This is a genomic window from Methanoculleus sp. DTU007 (assembly GCF_001512385.1).
GTDB classification, from domain to species: domain Archaea; phylum Halobacteriota; class Methanomicrobia; order Methanomicrobiales; family Methanoculleaceae; genus Methanoculleus; species Methanoculleus thermophilus.
The window spans coordinates 29,283-52,640 of sequence record NZ_LFRO01000050.1; the positions used below are offsets into that span (position 1 = coordinate 29,283).

The 23,358-nt window shown below is 57.1% G+C and carries 27 protein-coding genes and 1 tRNA gene; 12 read left to right on the forward strand and 16 right to left on the reverse strand.

The annotated features are described in order from the left end of the window. Positions 1-152: 152 nt before the first annotated feature. From ACI94_RS05775 to ACI94_RS05795, 5 genes are all read left to right on the forward strand, one after another. Positions 153-1,259, forward strand: a complete 1,107-nt coding sequence (locus ACI94_RS05775; RefSeq protein WP_066954711.1) for an FIST signal transduction protein — start codon at positions 153-155, stop codon at positions 1,257-1,259. A gap of 247 nt (positions 1,260-1,506) precedes the next feature. Then, positions 1,507-3,321, forward strand: a complete 1,815-nt coding sequence (gene recQ / locus ACI94_RS05780) for a DNA helicase RecQ (RefSeq protein WP_066954419.1) — start codon at positions 1,507-1,509, stop codon at positions 3,319-3,321. A gap of 93 nt (positions 3,322-3,414) precedes the next feature. Further along, a complete protein-coding gene (locus ACI94_RS05785; protein WP_066954422.1) occupies positions 3,415-4,383 on the forward strand; it encodes an endonuclease/exonuclease/phosphatase family protein in 969 nt (322 codons plus the stop codon). 561 nt (positions 4,384-4,944) lie between these two features. Next, positions 4,945-5,349, forward strand: coding sequence for a pyridoxamine 5'-phosphate oxidase family protein (locus ACI94_RS05790; RefSeq protein ID WP_066954424.1), 405 nt, complete (start codon positions 4,945-4,947; stop codon positions 5,347-5,349). Positions 5,350-5,559: 210 nt separating this feature from the next. Beyond that, on the forward strand, positions 5,560-6,234 hold the full coding sequence (locus ACI94_RS05795) for a flavodoxin family protein (RefSeq protein WP_066954427.1): 675 nt from the start codon (positions 5,560-5,562) through the stop codon (positions 6,232-6,234). A gap of 121 nt (positions 6,235-6,355) precedes the next feature. Here the strand turns inward: ACI94_RS05795 and ACI94_RS05800 are convergent. The 3 genes from ACI94_RS05800 to ACI94_RS05810 all read right to left on the reverse strand — a co-directional run bounded on the left by ACI94_RS05800 (position 6,356) and on the right by ACI94_RS05810 (position 7,563). After that, positions 6,356-6,440, reverse strand: a tRNA-Ser gene (locus ACI94_RS05800). Positions 6,441-6,480: 40 nt separating this feature from the next. Beyond that, on the reverse strand, positions 6,481-6,999 hold the full coding sequence (locus tag ACI94_RS05805) for a hypothetical protein (RefSeq protein WP_273258985.1): 519 nt from the start codon (positions 6,997-6,999) through the stop codon (positions 6,481-6,483). Between the two features lie 144 nt (positions 7,000-7,143). Continuing rightward, a complete protein-coding gene (locus ACI94_RS05810; protein ID WP_273258986.1) occupies positions 7,144-7,563 on the reverse strand; it encodes a hypothetical protein in 420 nt (139 codons plus the stop codon). Positions 7,564-7,591: 28 nt separating this feature from the next. On the opposite strand from ACI94_RS05810, the gene ACI94_RS05815 reads away from it, so the two are divergent. Beyond that, positions 7,592-8,578: an archaeosine biosynthesis radical SAM protein RaSEA gene (locus ACI94_RS05815; protein WP_066954433.1), complete on the forward strand. Its 987-nt coding sequence runs from the start codon at positions 7,592-7,594 to the stop codon at positions 8,576-8,578. Here the strand turns inward: ACI94_RS05815 and ACI94_RS05820 are convergent. From ACI94_RS05820 to ACI94_RS05830, 3 genes are all read right to left on the reverse strand, one after another. Then, positions 8,575-9,804, reverse strand: a complete 1,230-nt coding sequence (locus ACI94_RS05820; protein ID WP_066954436.1) for a TIGR00300 family protein — start codon at positions 9,802-9,804, stop codon at positions 8,575-8,577. The two genes, ACI94_RS05815 and ACI94_RS05820, sit on opposite strands and share 4 nt — an antisense overlap. A gap of 208 nt (positions 9,805-10,012) precedes the next feature. Further along, the gene (locus ACI94_RS05825; protein ID WP_066954438.1) at positions 10,013-10,618 is read right to left on the reverse strand and encodes an NTP transferase domain-containing protein; all 606 of its coding nucleotides are present in this window, start codon (positions 10,616-10,618) and stop codon (positions 10,013-10,015) included. Further along, on the reverse strand, positions 10,606-11,604 hold the full coding sequence (locus ACI94_RS05830) for a histidinol-phosphate transaminase (protein ID WP_066954441.1): 999 nt from the start codon (positions 11,602-11,604) through the stop codon (positions 10,606-10,608). Before ACI94_RS05830 ends, ACI94_RS05825 begins: the two co-directional genes overlap by 13 nt. A 197-nt stretch (positions 11,605-11,801) precedes the next feature. On the opposite strand from ACI94_RS05830, the gene ACI94_RS05835 reads away from it, so the two are divergent. From ACI94_RS05835 to ACI94_RS05850, 4 genes are all read left to right on the forward strand, one after another. Then, positions 11,802-11,981 (forward strand): type II toxin-antitoxin system ParD family antitoxin, encoded by a 180-nt coding sequence (locus ACI94_RS05835; RefSeq protein ID WP_066954444.1) that lies wholly within the window; start codon positions 11,802-11,804, stop codon positions 11,979-11,981. Positions 11,982-11,991: 10 nt separating this feature from the next. Next, the gene (ftsZ, locus tag ACI94_RS05840) at positions 11,992-13,119 is read left to right on the forward strand and encodes a cell division protein FtsZ (RefSeq protein WP_286681199.1); all 1,128 of its coding nucleotides are present in this window, start codon (positions 11,992-11,994) and stop codon (positions 13,117-13,119) included. A gap of 353 nt (positions 13,120-13,472) precedes the next feature. Beyond that, entirely contained in the window at positions 13,473-14,333 is an 861-nt protein-coding gene (locus ACI94_RS05845) for a coiled-coil protein (RefSeq protein ID WP_286681200.1), read from the forward strand. A 59-nt stretch (positions 14,334-14,392) separates the two neighbouring features. Continuing rightward, a complete protein-coding gene (locus ACI94_RS05850; RefSeq protein ID WP_286681201.1) occupies positions 14,393-15,517 on the forward strand; it encodes a DUF373 family protein in 1,125 nt (374 codons plus the stop codon). Positions 15,518-16,016: 499 nt separating this feature from the next. Here ACI94_RS05850 and ACI94_RS05855 read toward each other — a convergent pair whose 3' ends face one another. The 9 genes from ACI94_RS05855 to ACI94_RS05895 form a co-directional block, all read right to left on the reverse strand. After that, a complete protein-coding gene (locus ACI94_RS05855) occupies positions 16,017-16,460 on the reverse strand; it encodes a hypothetical protein (RefSeq protein WP_066954455.1) in 444 nt (147 codons plus the stop codon). A gap of 223 nt (positions 16,461-16,683) precedes the next feature. Continuing rightward, complete coding sequence (gene albA / locus ACI94_RS05860; RefSeq protein ID WP_083524708.1) at positions 16,684-16,959, reverse strand: DNA-binding protein Alba; 276 nt, start codon at positions 16,957-16,959, stop codon at positions 16,684-16,686. Positions 16,960-16,972: 13 nt separating this feature from the next. Further along, the gene (asd, locus tag ACI94_RS05865) at positions 16,973-17,989 is read right to left on the reverse strand and encodes an aspartate-semialdehyde dehydrogenase (RefSeq protein ID WP_066954458.1); all 1,017 of its coding nucleotides are present in this window, start codon (positions 17,987-17,989) and stop codon (positions 16,973-16,975) included. 46 nt (positions 17,990-18,035) lie between these two features. Further along, positions 18,036-18,209 carry a 4Fe-4S binding protein gene (locus ACI94_RS05870; RefSeq protein WP_066954461.1) on the reverse strand — a complete coding sequence of 58 codons (174 nt, stop codon included), beginning with the start codon at positions 18,207-18,209 and terminating at the stop codon, positions 18,036-18,038. A gap of 61 nt (positions 18,210-18,270) precedes the next feature. Continuing rightward, the gene (gene dapB / locus ACI94_RS05875) at positions 18,271-19,029 is read right to left on the reverse strand and encodes a 4-hydroxy-tetrahydrodipicolinate reductase (RefSeq protein WP_273259019.1); all 759 of its coding nucleotides are present in this window, start codon (positions 19,027-19,029) and stop codon (positions 18,271-18,273) included. Next, positions 19,022-19,897, reverse strand: a complete 876-nt coding sequence (dapA, locus tag ACI94_RS05880; RefSeq protein ID WP_066954467.1) for a 4-hydroxy-tetrahydrodipicolinate synthase — start codon at positions 19,895-19,897, stop codon at positions 19,022-19,024. Before dapA ends, dapB begins: the two co-directional genes overlap by 8 nt. Before the next feature lie 9 nt (positions 19,898-19,906). After that, positions 19,907-20,095 (reverse strand): 30S ribosomal protein S17e, encoded by a 189-nt coding sequence (locus tag ACI94_RS05885; RefSeq protein WP_066954470.1) that lies wholly within the window; start codon positions 20,093-20,095, stop codon positions 19,907-19,909. Between the two features lie 12 nt (positions 20,096-20,107). Continuing rightward, a complete protein-coding gene (locus tag ACI94_RS05890) occupies positions 20,108-20,659 on the reverse strand; it encodes a thiamine-phosphate synthase family protein (RefSeq protein WP_066954473.1) in 552 nt (183 codons plus the stop codon). Between the two features lie 40 nt (positions 20,660-20,699). Then, positions 20,700-21,248, reverse strand: coding sequence for an HD domain-containing protein (locus tag ACI94_RS05895; protein ID WP_066954476.1), 549 nt, complete (start codon positions 21,246-21,248; stop codon positions 20,700-20,702). Between the two features lie 110 nt (positions 21,249-21,358). Here ACI94_RS05895 and ACI94_RS05900 point away from each other — a divergent pair, with 110 nt between their 5' ends. After that, positions 21,359-21,541 carry a hypothetical protein gene (locus tag ACI94_RS05900; protein ID WP_224732801.1) on the forward strand — a complete coding sequence of 61 codons (183 nt, stop codon included), beginning with the start codon at positions 21,359-21,361 and terminating at the stop codon, positions 21,539-21,541. Positions 21,542-21,898: 357 nt separating this feature from the next. On the opposite strand, the gene ACI94_RS05905 is transcribed toward ACI94_RS05900, so the two are convergent. Then, on the reverse strand, positions 21,899-22,582 hold the full coding sequence (locus ACI94_RS05905; RefSeq protein ID WP_286681202.1) for a hypothetical protein: 684 nt from the start codon (positions 22,580-22,582) through the stop codon (positions 21,899-21,901). A 362-nt stretch (positions 22,583-22,944) separates the two neighbouring features. Here ACI94_RS05905 and ACI94_RS05910 point away from each other — a divergent pair. After that, positions 22,945-23,358 (forward strand): archaellin/type IV pilin N-terminal domain-containing protein (locus ACI94_RS05910; protein ID WP_286681203.1); only part of this gene is annotated, 414 nt, incomplete at its 3' end.

The window sequence follows — 23,358 nt, forward strand, 5'->3', positions numbered from 1 at the left end:
ACGAAGTGTTAAAGAATACGACCCGGACAAAGTTGATCATCAAGGGATTCAATCCGGATCGCTGGACGTCGCAGTCCGAGGACGACCCGGCAAAGATTGCAGAACTCAAGCAGATCGCCCGTGATATGGGTATCGAACTCTAGGTGGTTTTCATGAGCGTTAGTACCGCTACTACAATGGCATCATCAGTTGAACAGGCTGTCGACGATATTAAGGGACAGTTTGGTGAAATTTCCCCTAATCTGGTACTTTTCTTTGCATCATCCCGATACGATCCGGCGTTGATCAGCCGGGGGATGCACGATGCGTTCCCTGGCGCGCAGGTCATCGGCTGCTCGACCGCCGGGGAGATCGCCAGCGGTCGAGTCCTGAAGGATGCGATTGTGGCGATGGCGTTTGACGAGCGGACCGTCAGCGGCGTTGCATGCAGTGTCGTTACCGACGTCACCTCCCCTGACTCACTTATGGGTGCAGTCCGGGAGATTGAAGAGAAGATCGGTGCGCCGCTCCGCGACCTCGATTTCAGGAAGTACGTGGGACTGATCTTGATCGACGGTTTGAGCGGCGCAGAAGAGCATGTGATGGACCGGCTTGGCGACCTCACCAATGTGGTCTTCATCGGCGGCTCTGCAGGCGACGATCTCAAGTTCCAATCGACCTATGTCTACCTGAATGGGGAGGCATACACCAACGCGGCTGTTCTTGCACTCCTCAAGCCCGTCGGTGAGTTCGGGATCATCAAGACCCAGAGTTTCCGGCCGCTCGGGATCACCCTTGTGCCGACGAAGGTGAACGAAGAGCGTCGGGAGGTCATCGAGTTCAACAACATGCCTGCGGCGGTCGCATATGCCCGGGCTCTCGGTGTGTCCGTAGAGGAGGCGCCGAAGAGATTCATGCACAACCCCGTTGGGCTTGTGACCGGCGACGACTTCTTCGTCCGGAGCCCCCGGAAGATCGAGGGCGAGAGCATTCTCTTCTACTGTATGGTCAAGGAAGGGATGGATCTTGCGCTGCTGGAGTCGACGGATATCGTCGCGGACACCCGGAAGGCCGTCGAGGAGAAGGTTCGGCAGCTGGGAGGGGCCTCTGCTCTTATCAACTTCCACTGCATTCTTCGGGCGCTGGAACTCGAGGAGATCGGACATAACGAGGCGTATGGCTCAATATTTGCTGACATTCCGACGATCGGGTTCTCCACCTACGGTGAAGAGTACATCGGGCACATCAACCAGACCTCGACGATGTTGCTCTTCAAATAACGTCTCCTTAAAACTTTGCTGCTATCCCGTCTGTTCACTCAGGATGGCCCAACCCGGAAAGGACCGGATCCGGGCCATCCCGGCACCCGATAGGCCAATCCCAAAGGTAAAAAAGGTCTGGTAACAATTTGCTGGAGATGGCGAAGACGAGACCAAAGTAGAGTCTTCAGCAACGTCTCCTGCCCATATGATGGCAAACGCTATCTTACTCTCCGGTCAACAATACTATATTGGGTTTTGTGGCGCAATGGATTCAAAATACGCCGTTCTTGAGAAATACTTCGGTTATACCTCGTTTCTCCCCGGCCAGGAAGAGATCATCGACGCCGTCCTCGCCGGGCGCGACGTCCTCGCCGTCATGGCAACGGGGGGCGGCAAATCGCTCTGCTATCAACTTCCCGCCCTTGTCTTTGGGGGGCTTACGGTCGTCGTCTCTCCGCTCATTGCGTTGATGAAAGATCAGGTCGACAGCCTCCGGGCAAACGGGATCCCGGCGGCGACGATTAACAGTTCGCTCGGTTATGGAGAGCAGAGGATCATCGAGCGGGTGATCCTCGAAGGCCGCATCCGGATCCTCTATGTCTCACCGGAACGGGCCGTGCAGCCGTTCTTCCTCTCTCTCCTTGCAAAAGCAGATCTCCGGCTGGTTGCGATCGACGAGGCGCACTGCATCTCCATGTGGGGGCACAACTTCCGGCCGGAATACCGTCGGCTCCGGGTGCTCAAGGAACGGTTCCCTGCCGTCCCCATCATCGCCCTGACCGCGACCGCCATCCCCGCCGTCCAGAACGACATCGTGGTCCAGCTTGCCCTGAAGAATCCGGCCCGGTTCATCGGAAGTTTCAACCGGAAGAACCTCATGTATCGGGTGGTACCGAAGGCCCGATACTTCCCGAGGCTTGTTGCGTACTTGCATGAGCACCAAAACGACGCCGGTATCATCTACTGCTTCTCCCAGAAGGCGACGGAAGAACTCGCGGAAAAACTTCAGAAGGAAGGGTTCTCCGCGCTCCCCTACCATGCCGGCCTCCCCGATGATGTTCGTGCGGAGCACCAGGAGGCCTTCATCCGTGGCGATGTCATGATCATCTGCGCCACCGTCGCTTTTGGCATGGGAATCAACAAACCGGACGTCCGGTTTGTCATTCATACCGACCTCCCCAGAGATCTCGAGTCCTACTACCAGGAGACCGGCAGGGCCGGAAGAGACGGGGAGGCGGCCGACTGCATCCTCTTCTACAGCCGGGGCGATTACGGCACGATCCGGTACCTCATCGAGAAGGAATACAACGATCCGGCGCAGAAAGACATCGCCTATCGGAAAGCAGGGATGATGCTCGACTACTGCGAGACGACCGGGTGCCGGAGAAAGTTCCTGCTCACCTACTTTGGTGAGGCGTATCCGGAGGAGCGGTGCGGTGGGTGCGACCGGTGCGAGACCCCCGTGAAGGTCTTTGACGGGACGGAGGTTGCAACGACCATCATCACCTGTATTCGCGGAATCGGGGAGCGGTTTGGGGCATCCTACGTCGTCGATGTGCTGACCGGGTCGAAGAGTGCACGAATTCGCGAAAACGGACACGATACCCTGCCGGTCTACAACTCCGGCAGGGGATACACTCGTGACCAGTGGCTGCGGTTTGTCCAGGAGATGGTCCAAAAAGGGTTCATCACATCGACCGGCGGGCGGTATCCGGTTCTGGTGTTAAACGACCGGAGCCGTGCGGTGCTCAAGGGCGAACTTCCCGTGCCGCTCACCGAGCCGGGTCCGGAGGGTGTTATCGCATTGAGAGCCGAGGCCGACTACGATGAAGCCCTCTTTCTCCGGCTCCGCCGGCTCCGAAAGATCCTTGCCGACCTCGATCATCTCCCGCCGTTTGCCGTCTTCCACGACCGGAGCCTCAAAGAGATGGCGAAGTACTATCCCCGCACCGGCGTCGATCTCCTCCGAATCTACGGCGTCAGTGAGGCGAAGCTCCAGCGCTACGGCAGAAAGTTCCTCGATGCAATCGATAAACACTGTATCGAGCACGGGATCGGGCTGGATCGCCGTCGCGGATGATTCCGGGTTTGAATCCCGGCAACGCGCCTTCCAATCATTCTCAACTCGATGCGTTAATGAGTGTAGAGCACCAACGCGGAATGCAACGGCATTATGCGGCTCATATCATGGAACGTGGATCTCTTCCGCTCGGGTTTAAAGAGCGTGGAGAAGAAGGTTGAAGCAGTCTGTCAGCATTCGCCGGATATCGTCGCCTTTCAGGAGGTAACGGATCGGGATCTGCCGCTCTTCCGGGAAGAACTGGCGGCCTACGGATTGATTTACTCCGTCGACAGCCTTGCCCTCGTGGAGATTGCACGGGTGGCCTATATGGCTGAACGATTGAACGAACTTCGTGCGCGAAACGCAACTGATCCTTTCCAGTTCGCGTACGGGATCTCCCGGCTCTCGGAGCAGTGCTCACCAAGTAATGAGTCAAAAGACTGCGGATGCCTGATTGCGAGCAGGTACCCCCTGACACCACTCAACCCGTTCGACTTTGACATACCGTGGAAGCAGCGGGTGGTCTCTGCCGTCATCAGTGCGCCCACCGGCGAGTTCGAGCTCCACAACGCGCACGTCCCCACGGCGATAGGCGGCCGGAGAAATGAGATCGTCAAGGCGGAGACACTGGTCGGGATCTATCGGCGCCTTGCCACGAGTTCGGCTCGGCCGCGGATCCTCTGTGGCGACCTTCACATCCCCGAGGCAGAGCGGTCCGACGGTACGATCGTCCCGTTCTATAAAGATATTATACCAAACGAGAACTACAACACCGGGATCTCCGAGACCGATGAATATCTCGGGCGGCCGAGGAAGTGGTGGTATAACGCCGAGATGAACATCCTCGCCGGCCTTGCAGAGTACGACCTTCCCGATGTCTTCCGAAGACTGCATGGCTACCGGGCACGGGAGTACAGCTGGTGTCCCGACCGCGGACCGGAAGATGTTCCAAAGTGCAAGCGCTACGATCACATCTTTGCATCAGTGCGCCTGAACCCCACAGCGTGCTGGTACCTGCATGACCTGCGTGGACAGGGGTTGAGCGATCATTCCGCCGTTGTGGCCGACTTTGCGCCGTGAGTTCACCTCATCTCTCCGCGCGGCGCCCTCTCCCTCCCTTGACCGGGGTTCTCTTCCCCGGTGCTGGAGGACTGGCTGCCAGGGTTTTCTCCAATGGGGAGGTTGCCCCGCACTCGTGTCGGTGATCGTAGCGGGGTTTGGGGCCGTCTCCACCTCCGGGCACAGCACATAGAGGGATCGTACTTGGTATAGACGCCCACAGAGGCTTGCAGAGGTTGTTTGCAGCCCTGTCTTTCTTCTGCAAGGGCCAGCCGAAGTCTTGCGGCCATCGACTCGCTTGCATTCTCGATCTACTCTCGGATGGCGGTTTCTGCGCATTGCCTACGTAACCTGGGGTCGAGCTGGTCAATCTCCCGGTTCGGTCGAACGCTGAATCTATTGTCTGAAAGCGGTAAATCCCGATAGTTCGACCCCAATTTCCATGATACGATATCCTCATCTCTTCAAAAGACGGTTACAGCGATATCAGGTCACGGATCTGTAGTACCGCTGCTGTAACTACAGTTTTATGACAGAATTCTATATAAATATGTAGTTCAGAGAATATCTTGGTGAAGACCGATGGTTTCACTTACTGAAGAGATGAAAGCAGCGCTTCGGACGATGAAGGCTTTCCCGGTCGCCACGGCCTCCAAGGACGGGTGGCCGAACGTGGTCCCGATCGGGTTTGTTGAACTCGTCGACGACGAGACGATCTGGATTGCGGACAACTTCATGAAGAAGACGCTGGCGAACATCCAGGAGAATCCGAAGGTTGCCATCTACGTCTGGGGGCCCGAGACGAAGGGCTGCTTCCAGATCAAGGGCGAAGTCGAGATCAGGACCAGCGGGCCGGAGTTTGAGAAGATGCAGTTCACCGTCCGCTCAAAGATGGCGAAGGCTCCGGCAAAGACGCTCCTCATCATGAAGATCCGCGAGGTCTATGAGTGCTCTCCCGGTGCGAAGGCGGGGGAGAAGATTCTTTAATCTTTTTCACGGGGGCCCTGCGGGGGCCTCTCGTGGGCGATTTCGACGACCGATGTGCGGAAACAATCGACAGAGTTGCCCAACTCGTCCCGGTGGACCGTGAGGGCGGCGCACCTTCCCGAGACCTCAAGATCCGGGCGTGCCGCCGGTGGGTTCTAAACCATTTTCCCGCACCGCCGCCAACGCTTTCCTTCAGGACGTGATGAAAGAGTGAAGATAATCGCAGTTGTGGGAAGTCCGCGTGGGATGAGAAGCAGGACAAGAAGGCTTGCAGGCTTCGTGCTTGCCGGGGCGAAAGATGCCGGGGCCGAGGTTGAGATCATTGAACTTGCCGATATGCAGATCACTCCCTGCACCGCCTGCGAGAGTTGCAGCCTGGACGGGAGATGCGTCTTTGCCGACGATTTCCCCGCCGCTTACGACCGGATGCAGGATGCCGACGGGCTGGTGTTCGCCTCACCGGTCTACGTCGACAATGTCAGCGGACAGATGAAAGTCTTCATCGACCGGCTGGCGGACGCGATGCACTACCAGAACTTCTCCGGGAGATACGGCTGCAGCATCGCGACCACCGAGATCTCGGGAGGCGATGCGGTTGTCGGTTATCTGAACCTTGCGCTCAATTACCTCGGGGTGACGACGGTTGGGGGGATGAGCGTCGCGCTCGGAGACGATCCGGAGGCGATCGATAGGGCAGAATCGGCGGCACGCGATCTCGGGAGGCGGCTGGTCCTGGCAATCAAAAGTCGCCCGCGTTACCCTGATCAGGAGGCAAGGATGGCGGAAAACCGGAGGTGCTTTGGCAGGGTGGTGCGGGCAAACCGCGACTGGCGGCCGGACGAGTACGAGCGGTGGGTGCGGGAGGGCTGGATCAGAGAGGAGTGAAAACAGGCAACTTGATCTCAACGACTGCCGGTTCCAGACCTAACGGGGGTACCGGCATCCCATACATCTTATCATACGGGGTGAATCTCTATTTAACAGCGATGTGAACGTAAACAGAATACGCCGGGAGGGAGATTTGAACTCCCGAGGTGCCAAGCACCAGTGGCTTTCAAGGCCACCGCCTTCCCGGACTAGACTATCCCGGCTCGCCTTAACCTATTGGTCGTGGGATAAAAAAAAGGTTGTTCATCCCCGGCGGGCGAGGATGACTGCTACGAGTGCAATGAGTGCCAGGGCCGCCGGGAGCGGTGCAGCCTGGGCGGGGGTGGGGGTCGCGTCTCCAAAGAGTGCAGGCGCGGCCTTGCTCACCCTGACTGATTTGGCATTCGTAGCCGAGATCTGCACCGTTCCGCTGTCGTTGTAACTCATGGGGTAGACCTTGACGTAGACCACACCCCCACGCGCGGCGAACTCTGCGGTCTCGGGTTCGAGGAGGCCCTTATTATTCACCTTGTGGTGTCTTTCATCCTCATCGATATACTCGACCACCCAGTCGATCCCGGCTGAGGTTGCGATCGCCACAGTGCCGCTCCGGGTATCGATCTCGAAGTACGCCGGCGCGGACCGCGAGGCGGGAGCACTGGCGGATATCCCCGGGATCGACGTGGGAGTCGGTGCACCGCTTACCACAAAGTCCTGGCTATCGATGTAGCCGTCGATGTCAGCGAAGGTGACCTTGTACGAACCTCCGCTGGAGATGGGCACCGCCGTATCGAACCTGCCGTCTGCATCAGTGCTGATGAACTCCGGCCCGTAAACGATGAAACCATCATGTTCTACCTGGATCTGTATGCCCGAGCTGCCGATGCCGCTTACTGCACCCTGGAGATCGAGGTACCCATCGAAGTCCTAGTTGAGCGGGGAGGTCACCGTGAGGCTTCCAGACCTGTCGACCAGGGTGACGAGCTGCCGGATCTTCGAACTGCTCCCAAAGGTGGTCCGTGTAGGATCGACGAGCTCGATCGAGTACAGCCCTACAGCAAGCCCCTCGGTCTCGAACGTCGTCGAGAACGAACCATCCTGCTGCACGACGATCGTCTTGCGGTCAACCTCGCGCTTCGTGTGCTGGGCATAGTACAGGACGATCTCCGTGCTGAACCCGGGGTTGAGTGAGGGTCGCGTGAGCCCTTGCGCGATCGTAGTCCCTGTGACCTCGAGCGGTTCGCCGACGTTTACCGTCTGTGGAGCACTGATTGCGACATACGCAGCTGATGCTGTACTAACAAGCAGCATCGCGGCGATGACCGTCAGCCATGCGATCCTTTTCATATCAGTACATCAACGAATATGAGGTATAATGCTATCCAAATCAATCGAGAAGCCATTGGCGTCCTGGCGGGGGAAAGACCGCTATAACGGTCAGATCCTCGATACGCTGACGGTAATCTTTCGGAGCGGCGGTTGTTCCTGGAACCGATGCCGTATGTGCGGCTACCGGCACGAACGCTACCAGGACCTCCCTCTGGATGAACTTACCGACCGGCTGATCCGCCAGGTCCGCTGGGTGAAAGAGAACTTCTCCGACGATGATTACCAGATGCTCAAGATCTTCACGTCTGGAAGTTTCTTCGATCCCGATGAGGTCCCCCCCGCCGCCCGGCGCGCAGTTGCGGAGGCATTCCGGGGCAAACTCGTGATCGCCGAGACACGGCCTGAGTACGTCGACGCGGAAGCGCTCCGGGAGTTTTTGGAGGGTATTGATACCGGGGCCTGGGATCGACCGCTCTCCATTGCTGTGGGTCTGGAGACCACAAACGACGCCATCAGGGAGAAGAGCATCGATAAGGGGTTCACATACGCCGACTTTCTCCGTGCAGCAGAGGTTGCGCATGCCGTCGGAGCGGATGTGAAGGCCTACCTGCTGATGAAACCGCCGTTCCTGACCGAGCGTGAGGCGCGTGACGACATGGTGCGCTCCATTAAGGACGTCGCTTCCGTCGCAGACAGCATCTCGATGAACCTCTGCACCGTCCAGAGCGGAACCGAGGTCGAGCGCCTCTGGAACCAGAACGCGTACCGCCCGCCATACCTCTGGAGTGTTCTTGACGTATTGATTGGAGCACCGGTGCATGTCCTCTGCGACCCTGTTGGCGGCGGACAGGTCCGGGGACCACACAACTGCGGCGCCTGCGACGCCCCGATCGTGAAAGGAATTGGCGAATATTCGCTATCCGGGGATGTAGAACTTCTGCGTGCTCTTGCGGAGACGGAGTGCGAGTGCAAAGGAGAGTGGGAGTTCGTGCTGGAGCAGGAAGAGCCGTTCTGTATGCCGCTTACCCGCTAGCACTTCTCCAATTTTTCCAGGTGCTCGCAGAGAAGCGGGAGGAACGTTCCGGCGTCGCTCACGACGCCGATCGCCTGCGTCGTACCCCGGTCCATCAGTTTCGTCACCGATGCGGGATTGATATCGACGCAGACGGTCTTGACGTACGAGGGAAGGCAGTTCCCGACGGCGATCGAGTGAAGGAGTGTTCCTACCATCACCACCATGCTGAGGTCGTGGATGTAGCGGCGCATGGTGTCCTGTGCTACGACGACATCCGTTATCGTATCGGGGAGCGGTCCATCGTCCCGGATGGAACCGGCGAGCACGAACGGGATTCCCTTCTTCACGCACTCATACATGATCCCCCCGGTGACGATCCCCTGCTCGACCGCGTTCTTGATGGAGCCCGCTCGCATGATCTCACTGATTGCGCGGATGTGGTGCTTGTGCCCGCCGGTGATAAGCTTACCCGTCTTGATATCCATTCCAAGCGATGTCCCAAAGAGGTTGGACTCGATATCGTGGGTGGCGAGAGCGTTCCCCGCAAAGAGCACATCGATGTAGCCTGCGCGTATCATCCTCGCGAGAGCGGCGGCAGCTCCCGTATGGACGATGGCCGGACCGCCGACGAGCCCGATCTTCTCTCCTCTCTTCTTCAGTTCCAGGATCTCGCGGGCAATCTTTCCAATGATCGCCTCGCTCGGCCGCTCCGATGAGACGGTCCCATGCATGAACTCGAATGTGCTGACTTTGCGCGGCCGCTCAGGGTAGACCACCCGGACTCCCGTCTCGCTGACGACGACGAGATCCCCGGCCTTGATCTTTGAGATCGGAGTGCAGATGGCGCGCTTCTCTCTCTCATCGATGACGATATGACAGTCCATCTCGATATGCTCGACGGGCAGCCACTCACCCTGGTACTTTACGAAGGTCGGATGATTGGTGGTCGAGTAGAACCCCTTTGGGAGGATCCGGTCACCCTCTGCCGGTACAAGGATGACGTCCTCGATCTCGGGGGTGCGCGCGCCAAGCCGGTGCAGCTCTGATAGGATGGCATCAAGTTGCTGGTCGGTAGGTGCCGTCACGCGCAGCCGTGCGTAACTTGTGTCTGTCTTCTGCTTCCCAACATTGAAGGTGAGGATCTCGAACTCTCCCCCCATATCCATAATCTTGTCAAACACCAGGGTCATTACACCTGAATCGATGATATGGCCCTCTAGTTCGATTTCCCGGCAGGATTCCATGTATATGGGTAGGTGATAGTCCGATAATACAGTTTTCCCTGCGTGCCTGCCCCGGTGAGAATGCCCCAAAGTTGCCTTCCCCCGGGGAGTGCCCCCGGGGCGATGGTTGACGGGTTGGGCGAGCGACACTCCCACTATGCACGGCTCTCCATGAGGTCTTGCCGAGCCCTGCCTGGGGGTTTCGCGCCATCGACATTCGAAAACGGCGTTACGGTCCGCGTTTTCGGCAGAGATACCTCTGCACCAGCGCCAGTTCCTCCCGTGTGTTGATGTTGAAGACGAGCCTCCGATCATGCAGGAGGAGTCGCAACTCATCCTGTGGGACGTCGAGATCCCCGGCCGTCAGGATGTTGATCCCCACCGGGCAGGCGGGTACGCCGTCGATCGATTCTATGTACTGTGTACGGCAGCCGTGCTCTCTAACAAGGTCGCGGGGAACCCACGTGGAGCATGCCGGAACGCCCGCCTGGCGCCAGGCGCCCTCGATGCTGGCGATGATCTCGGGCGCCAGGCAGGGGAGGTCGGATACGCAGGTGAAGAAGGGCGTTCCCTCCTCCTCGAGGTCTGCTGCCGCCGCATGGATATCCTCAACGTAGCCGAGCCCTTCTGCCTCATACAGGGTGATCCCCTGGGCCCGGCACCAGTTCTTGGTGAACGGTGTCTTGTGCGAGGCAACCACGACCACGTCGTGCCCTGCCGACGAGAAAGCATCGATGACGTAGGAGAGCATAGGCTTGCCGCAGATGGTGACAAGCGGTTTTTCGCCCATCCGGAGCCTCGTCCCCTCCCCTCCGGCCATGATCAGGACAAGCATGCTTCAAGTGCCTCGATGAGTTGTCTATTCTCTTCCCGGGTCCGGACAGCCACGCGGATGTGGCGGGGAAGTCCGAACGACCGGCAGTCACGGACCAGAATACCGCGTTCAAGGAGCCGCCTGACTAGAACCTCCGCATCCGTCGGGACTTCCAGCAGGATGTAGTTTGCAGATGGGGGTTCATAGGAAAGCCCAAGGTCTCTCAACCGGCCGGAGAGCCAGTCGCGCTCGCGGGCTATCCGCTCCCGCGATTCTTCAAGCCTCTCGTAGTGTCGGAAGGCCTCGATGGCAAAAGCCTCGGCGAACGCGTTGACCGTCCAGGGAAGACGGACCGTCTCTATCTTCTCGATCAGTTCTGGGGTACCGAAGGCGTAGCCGAACCGAATGCCTGGCACGGCAAAGCTCTTTGTCAGGGAACGCAGGACAAAGAGGTTCTCATGCGAGATCTCGGCGAGACTCTGGCGCGGGTCAGCGAGCTCGATGAACGCTTCGTCGAGGAAGAGGTATGATCCCTGTTTGGCATTCTCTTCAAGCACCTGGAGTACTTCCGGACGGGTGTACAGTCTTCCCGTGGGGTTGTTCGGGTTGCAGAGAAACCGAACTGCAACTCCGCGCTCCTCGGTGGTGCACCGAGCACCGGCGAGTCGGACTGCCATCTCATATTCGGCAAACGTTGGGGGTTTGATGCAGGCGGCGTCATCGGCTCCGAGCACGGCAGAACAGAACGCGCGAATCAATTCGACGGATCCGTTGCCGACGGCGATCTCCGCCGCATCCCGTCTGAACCTCCTGCCGATCACCTCTTTGAGGGTCTCATATTGGTCATCCGGATAATCCTTCAGGGTCGCCGGGTCCGGAGTCCAGGGTATTTCCGGGGGATAAGGGTTAATGTTAGCACTAAAATCAAGCAATTTTCCTCTCACCCGGGTATTGTGCCAGCGCACCCGACCGCCGTGTTCCATCCTTTCTGGGAGGTTGTCTCTCATATCAGTGGCAACTCTTTGAGGATACGTTGTCGACAACTATCAATAAAACCGTTGTGTCGGGCAGGAATTCATTTCATAAGTTTTTTATACCATACGGGTATTATTATGGCTTATCTGATGAAGTCAGACAAAAAGATTGCGATTGTCTGACAAATGGCAGACTCGCGGCTGTCATGTGTCAGATATGAGTGATTAAAATGATGGATCGGATAACTATCAGATTGCCCCGGCAGCAGGTTGAGATGCTCGAGAGGTTGGTGGAGGCTGGCGAGTTCCCCACAGTATCGGAGGCTGTGCGCTACTCGGTCAGGGCACTTCTTGAAAGGCATGGCAACCGTGTTCTCCGTGAGGCCGACCAGATTTCATTCCAGGTTTAGGAGGTATCCAATGCAGACAATCATCAATGAGGCATTGAAACATGCAGAACGCGAAAAGTATCTGAAAGCAGACCCGGCCGATGGGGAAGACGACATCCTCGGCCAACCCCGGATTGTCATCGTAGGGTGTGGCGGTGCAGGCAATAACACGATCNNCCGCCTGTACCACATGCAGGTGAGCGGCGCAGAGACGATCGCGATCAATACGGATAAGCAGCATCTGGACATGATCCAGGCCGACAAAAGGGTGCTTGTTGGCAAATCGCTCACGAAAGGCCTTGGGGCCGGTGGATTCCCGGACGTCGGCAGGCGTGCGGCTGAGATGGCCCGGCCGACTCTTGAGAGTCTCCTCTGTGACGCCGACCTGGTCTTCATCACTGCTGGTATGGGTGGGGGTACCGGCACGGGAACCGCACCGGTCGTCGCGCAGATCGCAAAGGAACAGGGAGCGATCGTCGTCGGCATGGTCAGTTACCCCTTCCAGGTCGAGAAGGCCCGGCTTCTCCGTGCGGAAGAGGGGCTTGAACAGCTCTCGGCGGCTGCCGACTCGGTGATTGTGCTCGACAACAACCGTCTCATCAAGTATGTGCCGAACCTCCCGCTCGGGCAGGCGTTCTCGGTTATGGATCAACTCATCGCAGAGACGGTCAAGGGCATCAGCGAGACGATCACGGAGCCTTCGCTCATCAATATCGATTACGCGGATGTGCGTGCTATCATGAGCAAAGGGGGAGTCGCCGTGATGCTCGTCGGAGAGAGCAAACAGCAGAACAAGGCTGAGAGCGTCGTTCACGAGTGCCTCAACCACCCCCTGCTCGATATCGACTACCGTGGGGCAACAGGAAGCCTCATCCACATCACGGGCGGGAACGACCTGACCCTCCAGGACGCCGAGGAGATCGCCAGTTCCCTGACCTACGAACTCGATCCGCACGCGGATGTCATCTGGGGAGCCCGGGTGAATAGTGAATTTGAGGGGAGAGTACGTGTCATGGCGGTCATGACCGGCGTTAAAAGTGCACAGATCCTCGGAACCCATCGTGCCTATGAACCGGTGACGCAACGGTCCAGCGCATCCGTCGGCAGGCGCATGGCAAGGGATGATGATCCGAGCGGGCATCTTATTGACTTCCTCTAATCTATCATATCCTCCTCTACCTTTTTGCGTCAAATTGCTCTCCGACAGTCTCCCTCCGGCCCACTACGAAATACTTAATAGTACAGATGACGTTTGAAATATAGACGTTCTTGTATAATCCCTCCAGCACGGGGTGTATTGTACAGGGCGCAGAACCTGTGGGTCTGCGATTGCCAGGTACCGGGGTTGAACACATGAGCAGACAGATGAATGACGGACCCGATAACGAGTCCGGGAAGCGTCTTTTCTTGTGGTATAGCCGCTACGTAAGCCTCCGGCATCCTTGCAGCGCATGGAGCGGTCCTGCTGGTGGGGATATGAGACAGGTACTGAATACCGAGGATTGGTAGAGAATGCTGAACGATCTGATTGAGAAGCGAAAGAAAGTCCTTGCGGAGTCTGAACAACACAAAGACCGGCGCAATGAATTGAATGCTCTTGCCAGCAAAAATGCCCGGGAACGTAACACCCTCAACGCACAGACCCGCGAGTTCGTCGAGGAGGCGCAGCAGCATAAGGAGCAACGGGATAAACTCAACGAGGAAGTCCAGGCGCTGAAAGACCTGAGAAACGAGTACAACGACAAGGCCAACGCACTCTTTGATGAGATAGAGGCCTTCAAGAAGGAGCACGGCAACCTTCGCAACCGGGGCATCAAAGAACTGCAGAAACAGATTGAACACCTTGAGTTCAAGCAGCAGACTGAGGTCTACAGCACCGATAAAGAGCGGGAACTGATCGAGAAGATCAAGCAGCTGAAGGCGGCGGCAAAGGACCAGGAGGCCGAACTCGAGCGGAACAAAGAGATGCGGGCGAAACTCGCTGAAGCCCGTGAGTTCCGCAGGAAGGCTTCCGAGATCCACAAGGAGGTCACCGAGAAAGCCGAGGCTGCCCAGCGGCACCACGACCTGATGGTGGAGGCGTACCGGAAGGCCGACAAGTCACGCGAGGAGGCCGACCTGGCTCACCAGCGGTTCGTTGAAGCCCAGGAGGCTGCAGACGAGGAGCACAAGCAGTTCATCGCCTGCCAGAAGGAACTTCGGGATTATGATAAGGTGATCTCGGGCCTCCGGAAGAAGACCAAGAAGACCAAAGTCACCAAAGAACAGAAGGCCGTAAGGAAAGAGGCTGAACGCGTCTTCCAGCAGTTCCGTGATGGCGAGAAGATCACGACTGATGATCTGCTCCTGCTTCAGCGTGCAAAACTCATTTAATACTTTTTTCCCACCTCTGCTGCAAATGGTTTAATACATCTGAGGCAATGTTTTATTGAATGGCAAAAGAGCGGACGCTCGTCCTCTGTATCGATCGCGATGATGATCTTGGGTTTAAAGCCCGGGTTGAAGGCCCTGTTGTTGGGAGAGAGGCATGCCTCCATGCGGCAACCTCCCTTGGTCTGGTCGATTCAGAAGATTCTGACATCAATGCCATCTTTGAGACGATTAAGATCTACGATGAACTCGTCGAGAGGGGGGAGGAGGTTGCTGTCGCCGTCATCTGCGGCAACCACATGAACCTGCTCGACGGGGACCGACGGATAGCTTCCAGCCTCGATGAGATTCTCACAGCCACAAATGCCACCTCCTGCATTCTGGTAACGGACGGTGCTGAGGACGAGTATGTCCTTCCGATCATCCAATCAAGGGTGCCGGTCAGCAGCGTGCGCAGGGTCGTGGTCAACCAGATGCCGAATCTCGAGGGGACGTATTATATCCTCAAACGGCTGCTCGACGACCCTAAGGTCTCGAAGCTCGTGCTCGTGCCGCTTGGTCTTGCCATGCTCCTGTACGCGGTGGGATACCTGCTTGGATACCCTGAGGGAGCAACCATCGTGGTCGTTGGCGTCGTCGGTACGTACCTGCTCTTCAAAGGTATGGGGATCGACGAGGTGTTTGGGTATCTCATCAATTCGCTACGCGCGTCGCTGCATGGCGGCAGGTTCACATTCGTCTCGTATATCGCCGCGATACTGCTAAGTATAGTTGGGGTAATCCTCGGGTTGACAAGTCTTCTTGAGTATTACACCTCGTTAGGGGTCTTCTTCCAGATTCTGGCGTTCATATACGGGGCTATCGTCTGGCTCACCGTGGCTGGCCTCGTCGCCTCGGTGGGAAAGATCATCGATGTCTTCCTCAATGAGCGGGAGGCCATCCGCCGGGTAGTCGCCCTGCCGTTCTTTGTCCTCGCTATAGGTGCCATCGCCTACGGTGCAAGCACTTACATCCTCTCGATCAGTGAGATCACCGGTTTCCCGATCACAGGCGATCTCGGTGTGCGCTATATCATCTTTGCCACGCTCGGTGGGCTCTTCTGCGCCTTCTTTGGCGTTTATCTCCAGTCGCTTTTAAGCAGGTGGAGAGATGAGCGCGAGCCGGTTCTGCTGAAGAGAGGCGCGTGAGTTGCGCTCTCGCTTATCGACGAAGTGGTGAATGAAGAGCAGACTGGTTCTGGTGGCGTTTTGTGCGCCGGCATTTATCTAATTGGGCAAAGCGACCCTGGCATTCAGGTCGGGGAGTTGCCCTGTCATTTCCACAACGGCGACGGCCCAACTCTTCCTGGCTGATATACCAAAGGGCCACTCCTTGGGCTGAAGAGATACTGATGTTGTCATCGGGCCGTGCGGTGATGGCGACAACTATCTCTGATTGACGTCTGAATCTCTTGGTCTCCCTGTTTGAGTGGTATGGATATCGACACCGGGGCCAGCCTAGACCGCCTCTGCCGTGAGATTGCAGCATCTCCGAAAAATGATGGCCGCGCCCTAGTGGGAGATTGGGCTCATGGCTGCAGGATGGACGAGCGGCGAGCGGCGGTCGCACCGGTGCCGATAATCGATCGTACACACTACCTGCAGCACCCCCGTGCCCTAACCAGCAGTTGACCCTACCTTCGGGTTGTTAAGCGAAGTATCCAAACCCTTCGGGGAAGGTACTGATATTCTCGTAGCGCTTGGTATCCTGCGGAGTGATAACGGTGAGCGAGGGAATGGTCACGCCGAACCGGTGTGCGGGGAACCAGTATGATCCCTGTCCGTAGTCCTCCGAGACGTTATCCACATACACCTCGATGCGGTTGAGGTCAAGGTGGTCAACTCTGGCATCGTCGAAGTTCAGTATGGTGAGTGCCTTCTGCCTCAAATCCGATTTCCCAAGGAGGAGAACAAGGAAACTGATGCCTCCATCGATCGTATAATTCATGGTTATGGAGGCATCTGCTCTCTCCAGCTGGATGGTGACATCTTTGACTGCAATGTAACTGTACCGCTCTTCCCCCTCTGCCGCTGCGGGTGCGAAGAGAGCAAAGACCAGCATCAGCACCATGCTGATTGTCACCCATTTCATACTACAAAGGTTATAGAGGGGTTCATAAAACCTTTATGGTTACTCCTGCATGGGAAAGGCAATATGCGGGATATTTGTCGGATCGCCCTCGAAAGATTGGGCTTTAACCACCGGCAACTTGCAGCGAGGAGAAGGCGCGCCGAAACGAGCTGGCGCGATCCGGATCAGTCAAGGAGCATAGTATACACTCTTTGACGGCAGATCAAAAAGATGATTTGAGACCCTACTTCGTCTGAGCCAGGATGATCTCGATACTTGAGACGTTTGTCTTACCGGTATCGGTGTCGATCATCTCGGTCGATGTGAAGATCTCTTTCTTGTTCACGTTCTCCAGGAACCGGTTGAGGGCGATCTCCGCTGTGTCGACTGCCCGTGAGATAGCCTTCCCCCGAGCTTTAATAGCGACCTCCTCCGCTCCGTTGTTGAACTGGGTGACCACCGCGAGCACGTAGTTCATGACTGGTTTGTTTCCTACGAATACTGTGTTGTCTTTAATCATTAGCCCACCTCGTCTAAAGGTACTTCCTCGAGTATATCAGCTCTGCGTTGAGGACGGATGCGCCTGCAGCCCCACGAATGGTGTTGTGGCCAAGTGCAACAAACCGTAATCCTTCGCGGATTCTCCCGACGGACACCGTCATGCCCCGCCCCCGGTTACGGTCGAGCCGTGGCTGCGGGCGGTCAGGCTGGTCGAGGAGCTCAACTGCCTTTGCTGGCTGTAAGGGTAGATTGCTTAAGGGAGACTTAAAGGTTGCGTAAGCTTTTTTCACTTCATCGACCGACGCCTTTACGTCGACCCAGACCGCAATAGTGTGCCCGTCGATTACCGGGACCCGGTGGCAGCTTGCACTCACCCGGAACGGGGCGGGGATCACTTCGGAACCGTTGAAGGTACCCATGATCTTGAGCGTCTCAGTCTCCATCTTCTCCTCTTCGGAGCCGATGTAAGGAATGATGTTGTCATAGATCTCCATGGCTGAGACGCCGTTAAATCCGCCTCCCGAGATTGCCTGCATGGTTGCTGCACGCACATCATGGAACTCAAATTCTCTGAGGGGTGCAAGGGCCAGTGAAAGGACGATCGTGGAGCAGTTTGGGTTGGTCACGATGAATCCATCACGTCCCCGGTCCCGCTGGACATCGATCAGGCCCAGGTGATCCGGGTTGACTTCCGGGATCACCAGCGGAACGTCCGCGTCCATGCGGTGCGACCGCGCATTGCTGCAGACGCCGATGCCTGCATCAGCGATCTCCGTCTCAAGGGAGGTTGCTACATCGGCAGGCAGTGCCGAGAAGACAAGGTCGCAGTCTTTGACGCTCTCGACGGTTGTGGGAGTGACAATGATATCACTGACGCTCTCCGGGTATGGCGCATCAAGGCGCCAGTTGACCACCTTGCCGTAGGGCTTTCCTGCACTCCGTTCCGATGCGGTGAGTGTCTTGAGATTAAACCAGGGATGATCCGCCAAAAGCTGAACGAAGCGTTGTCCAACCGCTCCTGTGGCACCAAGCACTCCTACATTAATCATAGATAAAGTATCTGTAGTGTAGGAGGTATTAAAAGAGTATGTTTTTTTATTCCATCGATATGGCCTCAGATGGGCACTCATCGACGCAGGTCTCGCAGTCGACACAGAGATCGACATCGACCTTTGCTTTGCCGTCTTCCATGGTTATGGCGGCAGCCGGACAGACGTCCACACAGGTCTCGCAGGCGGTACACTTCTCAATATCAACAATTGCTGGCACTTCTGTTCCTCCGAATGTACATAGGTTATAAGTGTATTAAAAAATAGATTTCGCCTCTCCACTATATTCCGAGAACATCCTGCATGGAGTAGATGCGCGGCTCTCTGCCGACGACCCATCGTGCGGCCCGGACCGCACCCTGTGCGAATATCGCCCGGTCGTAGGCACGGTGAGAGATCTCGATGCACTCAAAGTTCCCTGCAAAGAGGACTGAATGGTCCCCGACGATATCGCCGCCGCGGATGACGTGCACCCCGATCTCGCCCTTCCGCTCGGTCTCGCCGACGCGGCCGTAGACCTTCTCGCGGTTCCCGAGTTCCTGGTCGAGGATCTCAAGGATTGTCTTTGCGGTACCGCTCGGGGCGTCCTTTTTGTGACGGTGGTGGGCTTCCGTGACCTCGATATCGTAGTCACCGAGCTCGCGGGCTGCCTCCCGGACGAGTTTCCAGAAGATATTGACGCCGACGGAGAAGTTGCTCGAGATCACCGCGGGGACATTCCCCTCAATGGCGGTCCTGATTGTCTCCCGCTGCTCCGGGGAGAACCCTGTCGTCCCGACGATGAGTGCCACGTTGTTTTGAGCGGCTATCTTGATGTTCTCGACTGCAGCGGCTGCAATGGTGAAATCAATCAGGACGTCGGGCTTCTTCTCTTTGAGGAGTTCATCGAGCTTCTCAGCGGGGACTACTTGCGTCCCGTACAATGTTCCTTCTCGTATATCGATACCGCCGACGAGCTCCATGTCGGGAGATTCGTCGACGATCCGGCCGATTGTGGTGCCCATCCTTCCCAGGGCGCCGGATATGACTACCTTAATCATGGTTCATCAGCACTCTTCTCAGTTGTTCGGTCTTTGCCTCGTCGAGTTCGTCAAGCGGCAACCGGACCGGTCCGGAGGCCATTCCGCAGAGTTCCACTGCTTTCTTCACGGGGATGGGGTTTGTGTCGACGAACATCGCCCGCATAAGCGGGGCGAGTTTGTAGTGCAGATCCTGCGCACGGGCGAGATCTCCCGCCCGGAATGCCTCATACATCTCCACCATCCGGCCGGGGTCGATGTTTGCGGCAACCGAGATCACGCCCGCCCCACCTATGGCAAGGACGGGAAGCGTCATTGCATCGTCCCCCGACAGCACGATGAAGTCCTCGTCCTGGGTCTCCTCGATGATCCGGGAGATCTGGGTGATGTCGCCGCTGGCCTCTTTGATCCCGACGATGTTTGGGTGTTTTGCCAGTTCAGCCACCAGGTCGGGCTGAAGGTTCTGCCCCGTCCGGCCCGGGACATTATAAAGGACGATCGGGAGATCGAGGTCGGCGAGTTTCGTAAAATGCTTGATGAGCCCGGAGCGGTTCGGCTTGTTATAGTATGGGCTGATGACGAGAGCCCCGTCCGCGCCTGCATCTTTTGCCGACCGGGTCAGGCGGATTGCCTCTGCGGTGTTGTTTGACCCAGTCCCTGCGAGTACCGGTACCCGCCCGTCGACGACCTCGACGGTCTTGCAGATCACCTGTTCGTGCTCCTCGAACGTGAGCGTAGCAGACTCGCCGGTCGACCCGCAGGGAACGATGCCGTGGACCCCCTGTTTGAGCAATGACTCGATGTTGGACTGCAGTCCTTCAAGATCAAGACTCAGCTTGGAGTCCCGGTGAAAAGGAGTAATAATTGCCGGAAGGATTCCCTCAAACATATAGGAGGTTTATCGCTTCTTGGTATTTATCTTTCTTGAGATGTATCCGGCGACCCTGTTCCGGACGTACTTGCTCTCAATTACGGCAACTTCAGCGACGGCGTGCTTATTCTCTTCAAAGTCTCCGCTGAACTTCTCACGGTGCTTGACGAGGAGTTCTTCACCGAGGTTCTTGATATACGATGGTTTTATTCCCATGTGGACCTTCCTCTACAATTGTGCATACGTAATGCGATTTGACAGTTTAAGAATATTTTGTGCGACCATGACCGGATCCTCACCAAAGAACCTGATCATCGGCTCTTTTCCCACGGCTCCACGGTCGTAGATGACATCGGGTACGCCTTCCTTGCAGCAGGAGGCAACGCCCCAGTCCATCGTCTGCACACCCGGCGGTTCTTTTTCCCGGTCAAAAGAACAGACCTCAAAGAGGAGGTTGTCGAGTTCCGGGAGGATTGCCTCAGAGAAGCGGATGTTCGCCGCGCTCCGGACCCGCCGGTCGAAGCGCATGGCCGTGAGGACGGTCCGGGCTACGTGATCGCTTGCGCCGAACGCGACCTCTCCGACGGGGTGGACCCAGTCTTTGAGCCTCACGATCCGGCCGAGGACTGCGGCTACGTCGTCCTTGCTCCGCGCGTCGGGCAGGGCGTAGGCAATGTTCATCCCTACCTCCGGGATGAGCCGGACGTCCATTCGTTCGGCAAGAAGCCTTACTGCCTCGTTTAAGCGGTTAATCACTCTCTCGCGCTCTTCGTCCGTCATGGTCGTACCACTCACTCTTTTCGTGATATATGGATTGCGGCTAGATGAGACCGAGATCGCTACGGACCTCTGCGAGCCCGGCTATCGCGAGGCGGTAGAACGTCTCCAGGTCCATGAGCGACTCGATCATCCGGATTCGTTCTCGCTCGCATCCGGCGGCAAACGACTTCTCCTTGAACTTCTTCTTCACCGTCCGTGGGGTGACCTCATCGATGGCGCCGCCCTTCACCAGGGCGCAGGCGATGATCAGGCCTGAAGCGCTGTCGGCCGCCTGAAGCGCGAGCTCGACCTGGCTCTCGTAGTCAGAGGTGAGCATATGGTTGTGGCGCCGGACGATCTCGGCGATACTCTCCGGGACGCCGTTCTCGATGAGGATCCGGGCGCCCTCGATACCATGCCGGTCCATATCGCCGCCGACGAGGTCGTAGTCGATGTCGTGCAGAAGACCGACGATCTCCCACGTCGCGGCATCCTCGCCGAGGTGCTCTGCGACCTTTCGCATGATCGCCGCCGTGGCATGGCTGTGTACGATATGCGACGGCGACGTTACGTAACGCTCGAGCAGGGCCTGTGCCTCGTCTCTCTTCATGCGGGAAGGGTTGTCAATCGCAGGGTATAAGGTTGTGGCCTTCTGCACTGGCCCGGGCACGAGATGGGGGATAGATAGAGATATACCTCCCGATATCCCATCTTCAGTACATGAATCTACGGGTCCTTGAGGTGCTTGCCGCGTTCGGGTGTCTTGCACTCTTTATCCTGCTGCTGGTAGTGCTGCCCGGGCTGATGGTGGGGATGGAGGGGTTGTCGTATATCATCGCGCTGATCGTCTTCATCGCCGTCCTTAGCACTGCAGGCTATATGATCGATAAGGTGGCCGCCTGAGCGGCTCCACACAATTTTATCCGTGCTTTCTTTCCGCATCGGAGTGCCTTTTGGGGCGTAAAGATCGTCGTGGTGGCGATACGGTTTTTTTATGCTGAATCGAGAAGGCTGTCATGACCCGTCTGCCGTTCGTCGCACCGACCTGCACTCTTAGAGTCTTCGAACTCCTTCCCCGAGGATAAGCCGCACCTTGGGGTTTTACGATCTATGGGTGATGGATGGAAGATCTGCCGCTCTTTTCGTGCGGCAACAACTATCCGAACGGCTACCCTGGTTGTTCAGCGGGTAAAAGGGAGGAGCGGTGCAGGTTTCGCTCCACCGGGCTACAGGATCATCATCGATGGTGGGGCGCCGGGGTCATTCCAGCGGCGCGCCCACGTAGGTCTCCGGCACCTGGATCTTTATGCTGTAAGAGTCGATGCACCGGGTATTGATGACGAAGTAGTAGTCGCGGTTCCCCTCGTAGAATGTGTTCACCCACTGTTTTTCCCGAAGATCCGGCTCGCCCTTCGTCCCGAGGAAGTCGGCGAAGTTGAGCGTGACGATCCTGACGAATCGGTTCGGGTCCTGTGCGTCCATGACCTGGCAGTTGAAGAAGGGGATCTCGTCGTTTGAGGTCGTGATATCGGAGTAGTCGAGCCGCCACATCGGGGACGGGATGCGGACAACCCCGGTCGTCCCCGATCCCTTGCCGTCGATCGTCGCGTAGGTCACCCACCGGGTGATGCCGGGCGCGGCCCCGGGCGGCGGGGTGGTCAGATTCTGATGGATCGTCTTCCCAGTCGGGATCTGATAGGTCGCGCGGTCGACAAACCCGATATTCTGCGGCTTCCCGTCCCAGGTTGGGACCGGGGTTGGGGTCGGCACCGTGGTCGCGGGGGGCACCGTGGGCGTCCACACCGGAGTGATGGTCGGTTCAGGATCTCTGGCGCCCCATGGTCCCGGGCCCTCACCGTTCATCGCTGGTTTGATCACCAGGGCTATCACGAGAACCACTGCGATAGCCAGAACAACATACATAAAATCTTTTTTTTCTGTCATACTCTGCTCCTGCTTTGTTATTGGTTTAACTCCATTTTTTCGGCCCCGCCCGGCCATCCGCCAGCACATATCGATATGTGCGAGGCAAAATTCCGCGCGGAAATAATATTTCCACAAATGCGCTGATTTGTGAACCTATTTTTCTTATCCATTAGTTTTGCACTTCCGGCTAAAAATACTTGCCTCTTGGCTCTTGGAGCCAGCAAACCCTTGGTTACATCTATCTATTAATTGAATAACTCCGTATAAAACCCATATCAAATTGAATAAATTTTTATAGGGGTTTATGCATATACTCCAAAGAACCGTATCGGTTCGGGTGAGTCACTCCCCCGGACCTCGGTAAATGGAGGAAACGCTTTATGATTAAAATGGTGAGAAACGAAGACGCATTCACCGGTCTCGAGGCCGCGATCGTCCTGATCGCGTTCATCGTCGTGGCTGCAGTCTTCTCGTACGTAATGCTCGGTGCTGGGTTCTTCGCGACCGGCGAGGCGCAGAGAGCTGTGGGCACGGGCGTGGCACAGGCGAGTTCGAACCTTGAGCTGTCCGGACCGGTCATCGTGGCGGCATCAAACACGGATGACGAAGTGGCAGAGATCAGCTTCTTCCTGCGGCTTGCTGCCGGTGGAGCATCGGTGGACATGAAGAAGGTGACCTTCACCGTCTCGACGACCGGTGGCATGGAGACCTACACATATGGTAATGTGACGCCTGAATGGTATGCGAGTGGGAATGTCCAAGACGCCGACAAGAAGAACGACATGCTCGAGAGG

Coding starts and splice junctions, on each gene's coding strand:
- ACI94_RS05905 (WP_286681202.1), bottom strand. CDS start 22,582: ATGACAGAAAAAAAAGATTTTATGTATGTTGTTCTGGCTATCGCAGTG.
- ACI94_RS05890 (WP_066954473.1), bottom strand. CDS start 20,659: ATGACGGACGAAGAGCGCGAGAGAGTGATTAACCGCTTAAACGAGGCA.
- ACI94_RS05825 (WP_066954438.1), bottom strand. CDS start 10,618: ATGCTTGTCCTGATCATGGCCGGAGGGGAGGGGACGAGGCTCCGGATG.
- asd (WP_066954458.1), bottom strand. CDS start 17,989: ATGATTAATGTAGGAGTGCTTGGTGCCACAGGAGCGGTTGGACAACGC.
- ACI94_RS05830 (WP_066954441.1), bottom strand. CDS start 11,604: ATGAGAGACAACCTCCCAGAAAGGATGGAACACGGCGGTCGGGTGCGC.
- ACI94_RS05845 (WP_286681200.1), top strand. CDS start 13,473: ATGCTGAACGATCTGATTGAGAAGCGAAAGAAAGTCCTTGCGGAGTCT.
- dapA (WP_066954467.1), bottom strand. CDS start 19,897: ATGTTTGAGGGAATCCTTCCGGCAATTATTACTCCTTTTCACCGGGAC.
- ACI94_RS05775 (WP_066954711.1), top strand. CDS start 153: ATGAGCGTTAGTACCGCTACTACAATGGCATCATCAGTTGAACAGGCT.
- ACI94_RS05895 (WP_066954476.1), bottom strand. CDS start 21,248: ATGAAGAGAGACGAGGCACAGGCCCTGCTCGAGCGTTACGTAACGTCG.
- ACI94_RS05855 (WP_066954455.1), bottom strand. CDS start 16,460: ATGAAATGGGTGACAATCAGCATGGTGCTGATGCTGGTCTTTGCTCTC.
- ACI94_RS05785 (WP_066954422.1), top strand. CDS start 3,415: ATGCGGCTCATATCATGGAACGTGGATCTCTTCCGCTCGGGTTTAAAG.
- ACI94_RS05815 (WP_066954433.1), top strand. CDS start 7,592: ATGCTATCCAAATCAATCGAGAAGCCATTGGCGTCCTGGCGGGGGAAA.
- ACI94_RS05850 (WP_286681201.1), top strand. CDS start 14,393: ATGGCAAAAGAGCGGACGCTCGTCCTCTGTATCGATCGCGATGATGAT.
- ACI94_RS05885 (WP_066954470.1), bottom strand. CDS start 20,095: ATGGGAATAAAACCATCGTATATCAAGAACCTCGGTGAAGAACTCCTC.
- ACI94_RS05790 (WP_066954424.1), top strand. CDS start 4,945: ATGGTTTCACTTACTGAAGAGATGAAAGCAGCGCTTCGGACGATGAAG.
- ACI94_RS05820 (WP_066954436.1), bottom strand. CDS start 9,804: ATGGAATCCTGCCGGGAAATCGAACTAGAGGGCCATATCATCGATTCA.
- albA (WP_083524708.1), bottom strand. CDS start 16,959: ATGATTAAAGACAACACAGTATTCGTAGGAAACAAACCAGTCATGAAC.
- dapB (WP_273259019.1), bottom strand. CDS start 19,029: ATGATTAAGGTAGTCATATCCGGCGCCCTGGGAAGGATGGGCACCACA.
- recQ (WP_066954419.1), top strand. CDS start 1,507: ATGGATTCAAAATACGCCGTTCTTGAGAAATACTTCGGTTATACCTCG.
- ACI94_RS05810 (WP_273258986.1), bottom strand. CDS start 7,563: ATGAAAAGGATCGCATGGCTGACGGTCATCGCCGCGATGCTGCTTGTT.
- ACI94_RS05900 (WP_224732801.1), top strand. CDS start 21,359: ATGAATCTACGGGTCCTTGAGGTGCTTGCCGCGTTCGGGTGTCTTGCA.
- ACI94_RS05835 (WP_066954444.1), top strand. CDS start 11,802: ATGATGGATCGGATAACTATCAGATTGCCCCGGCAGCAGGTTGAGATG.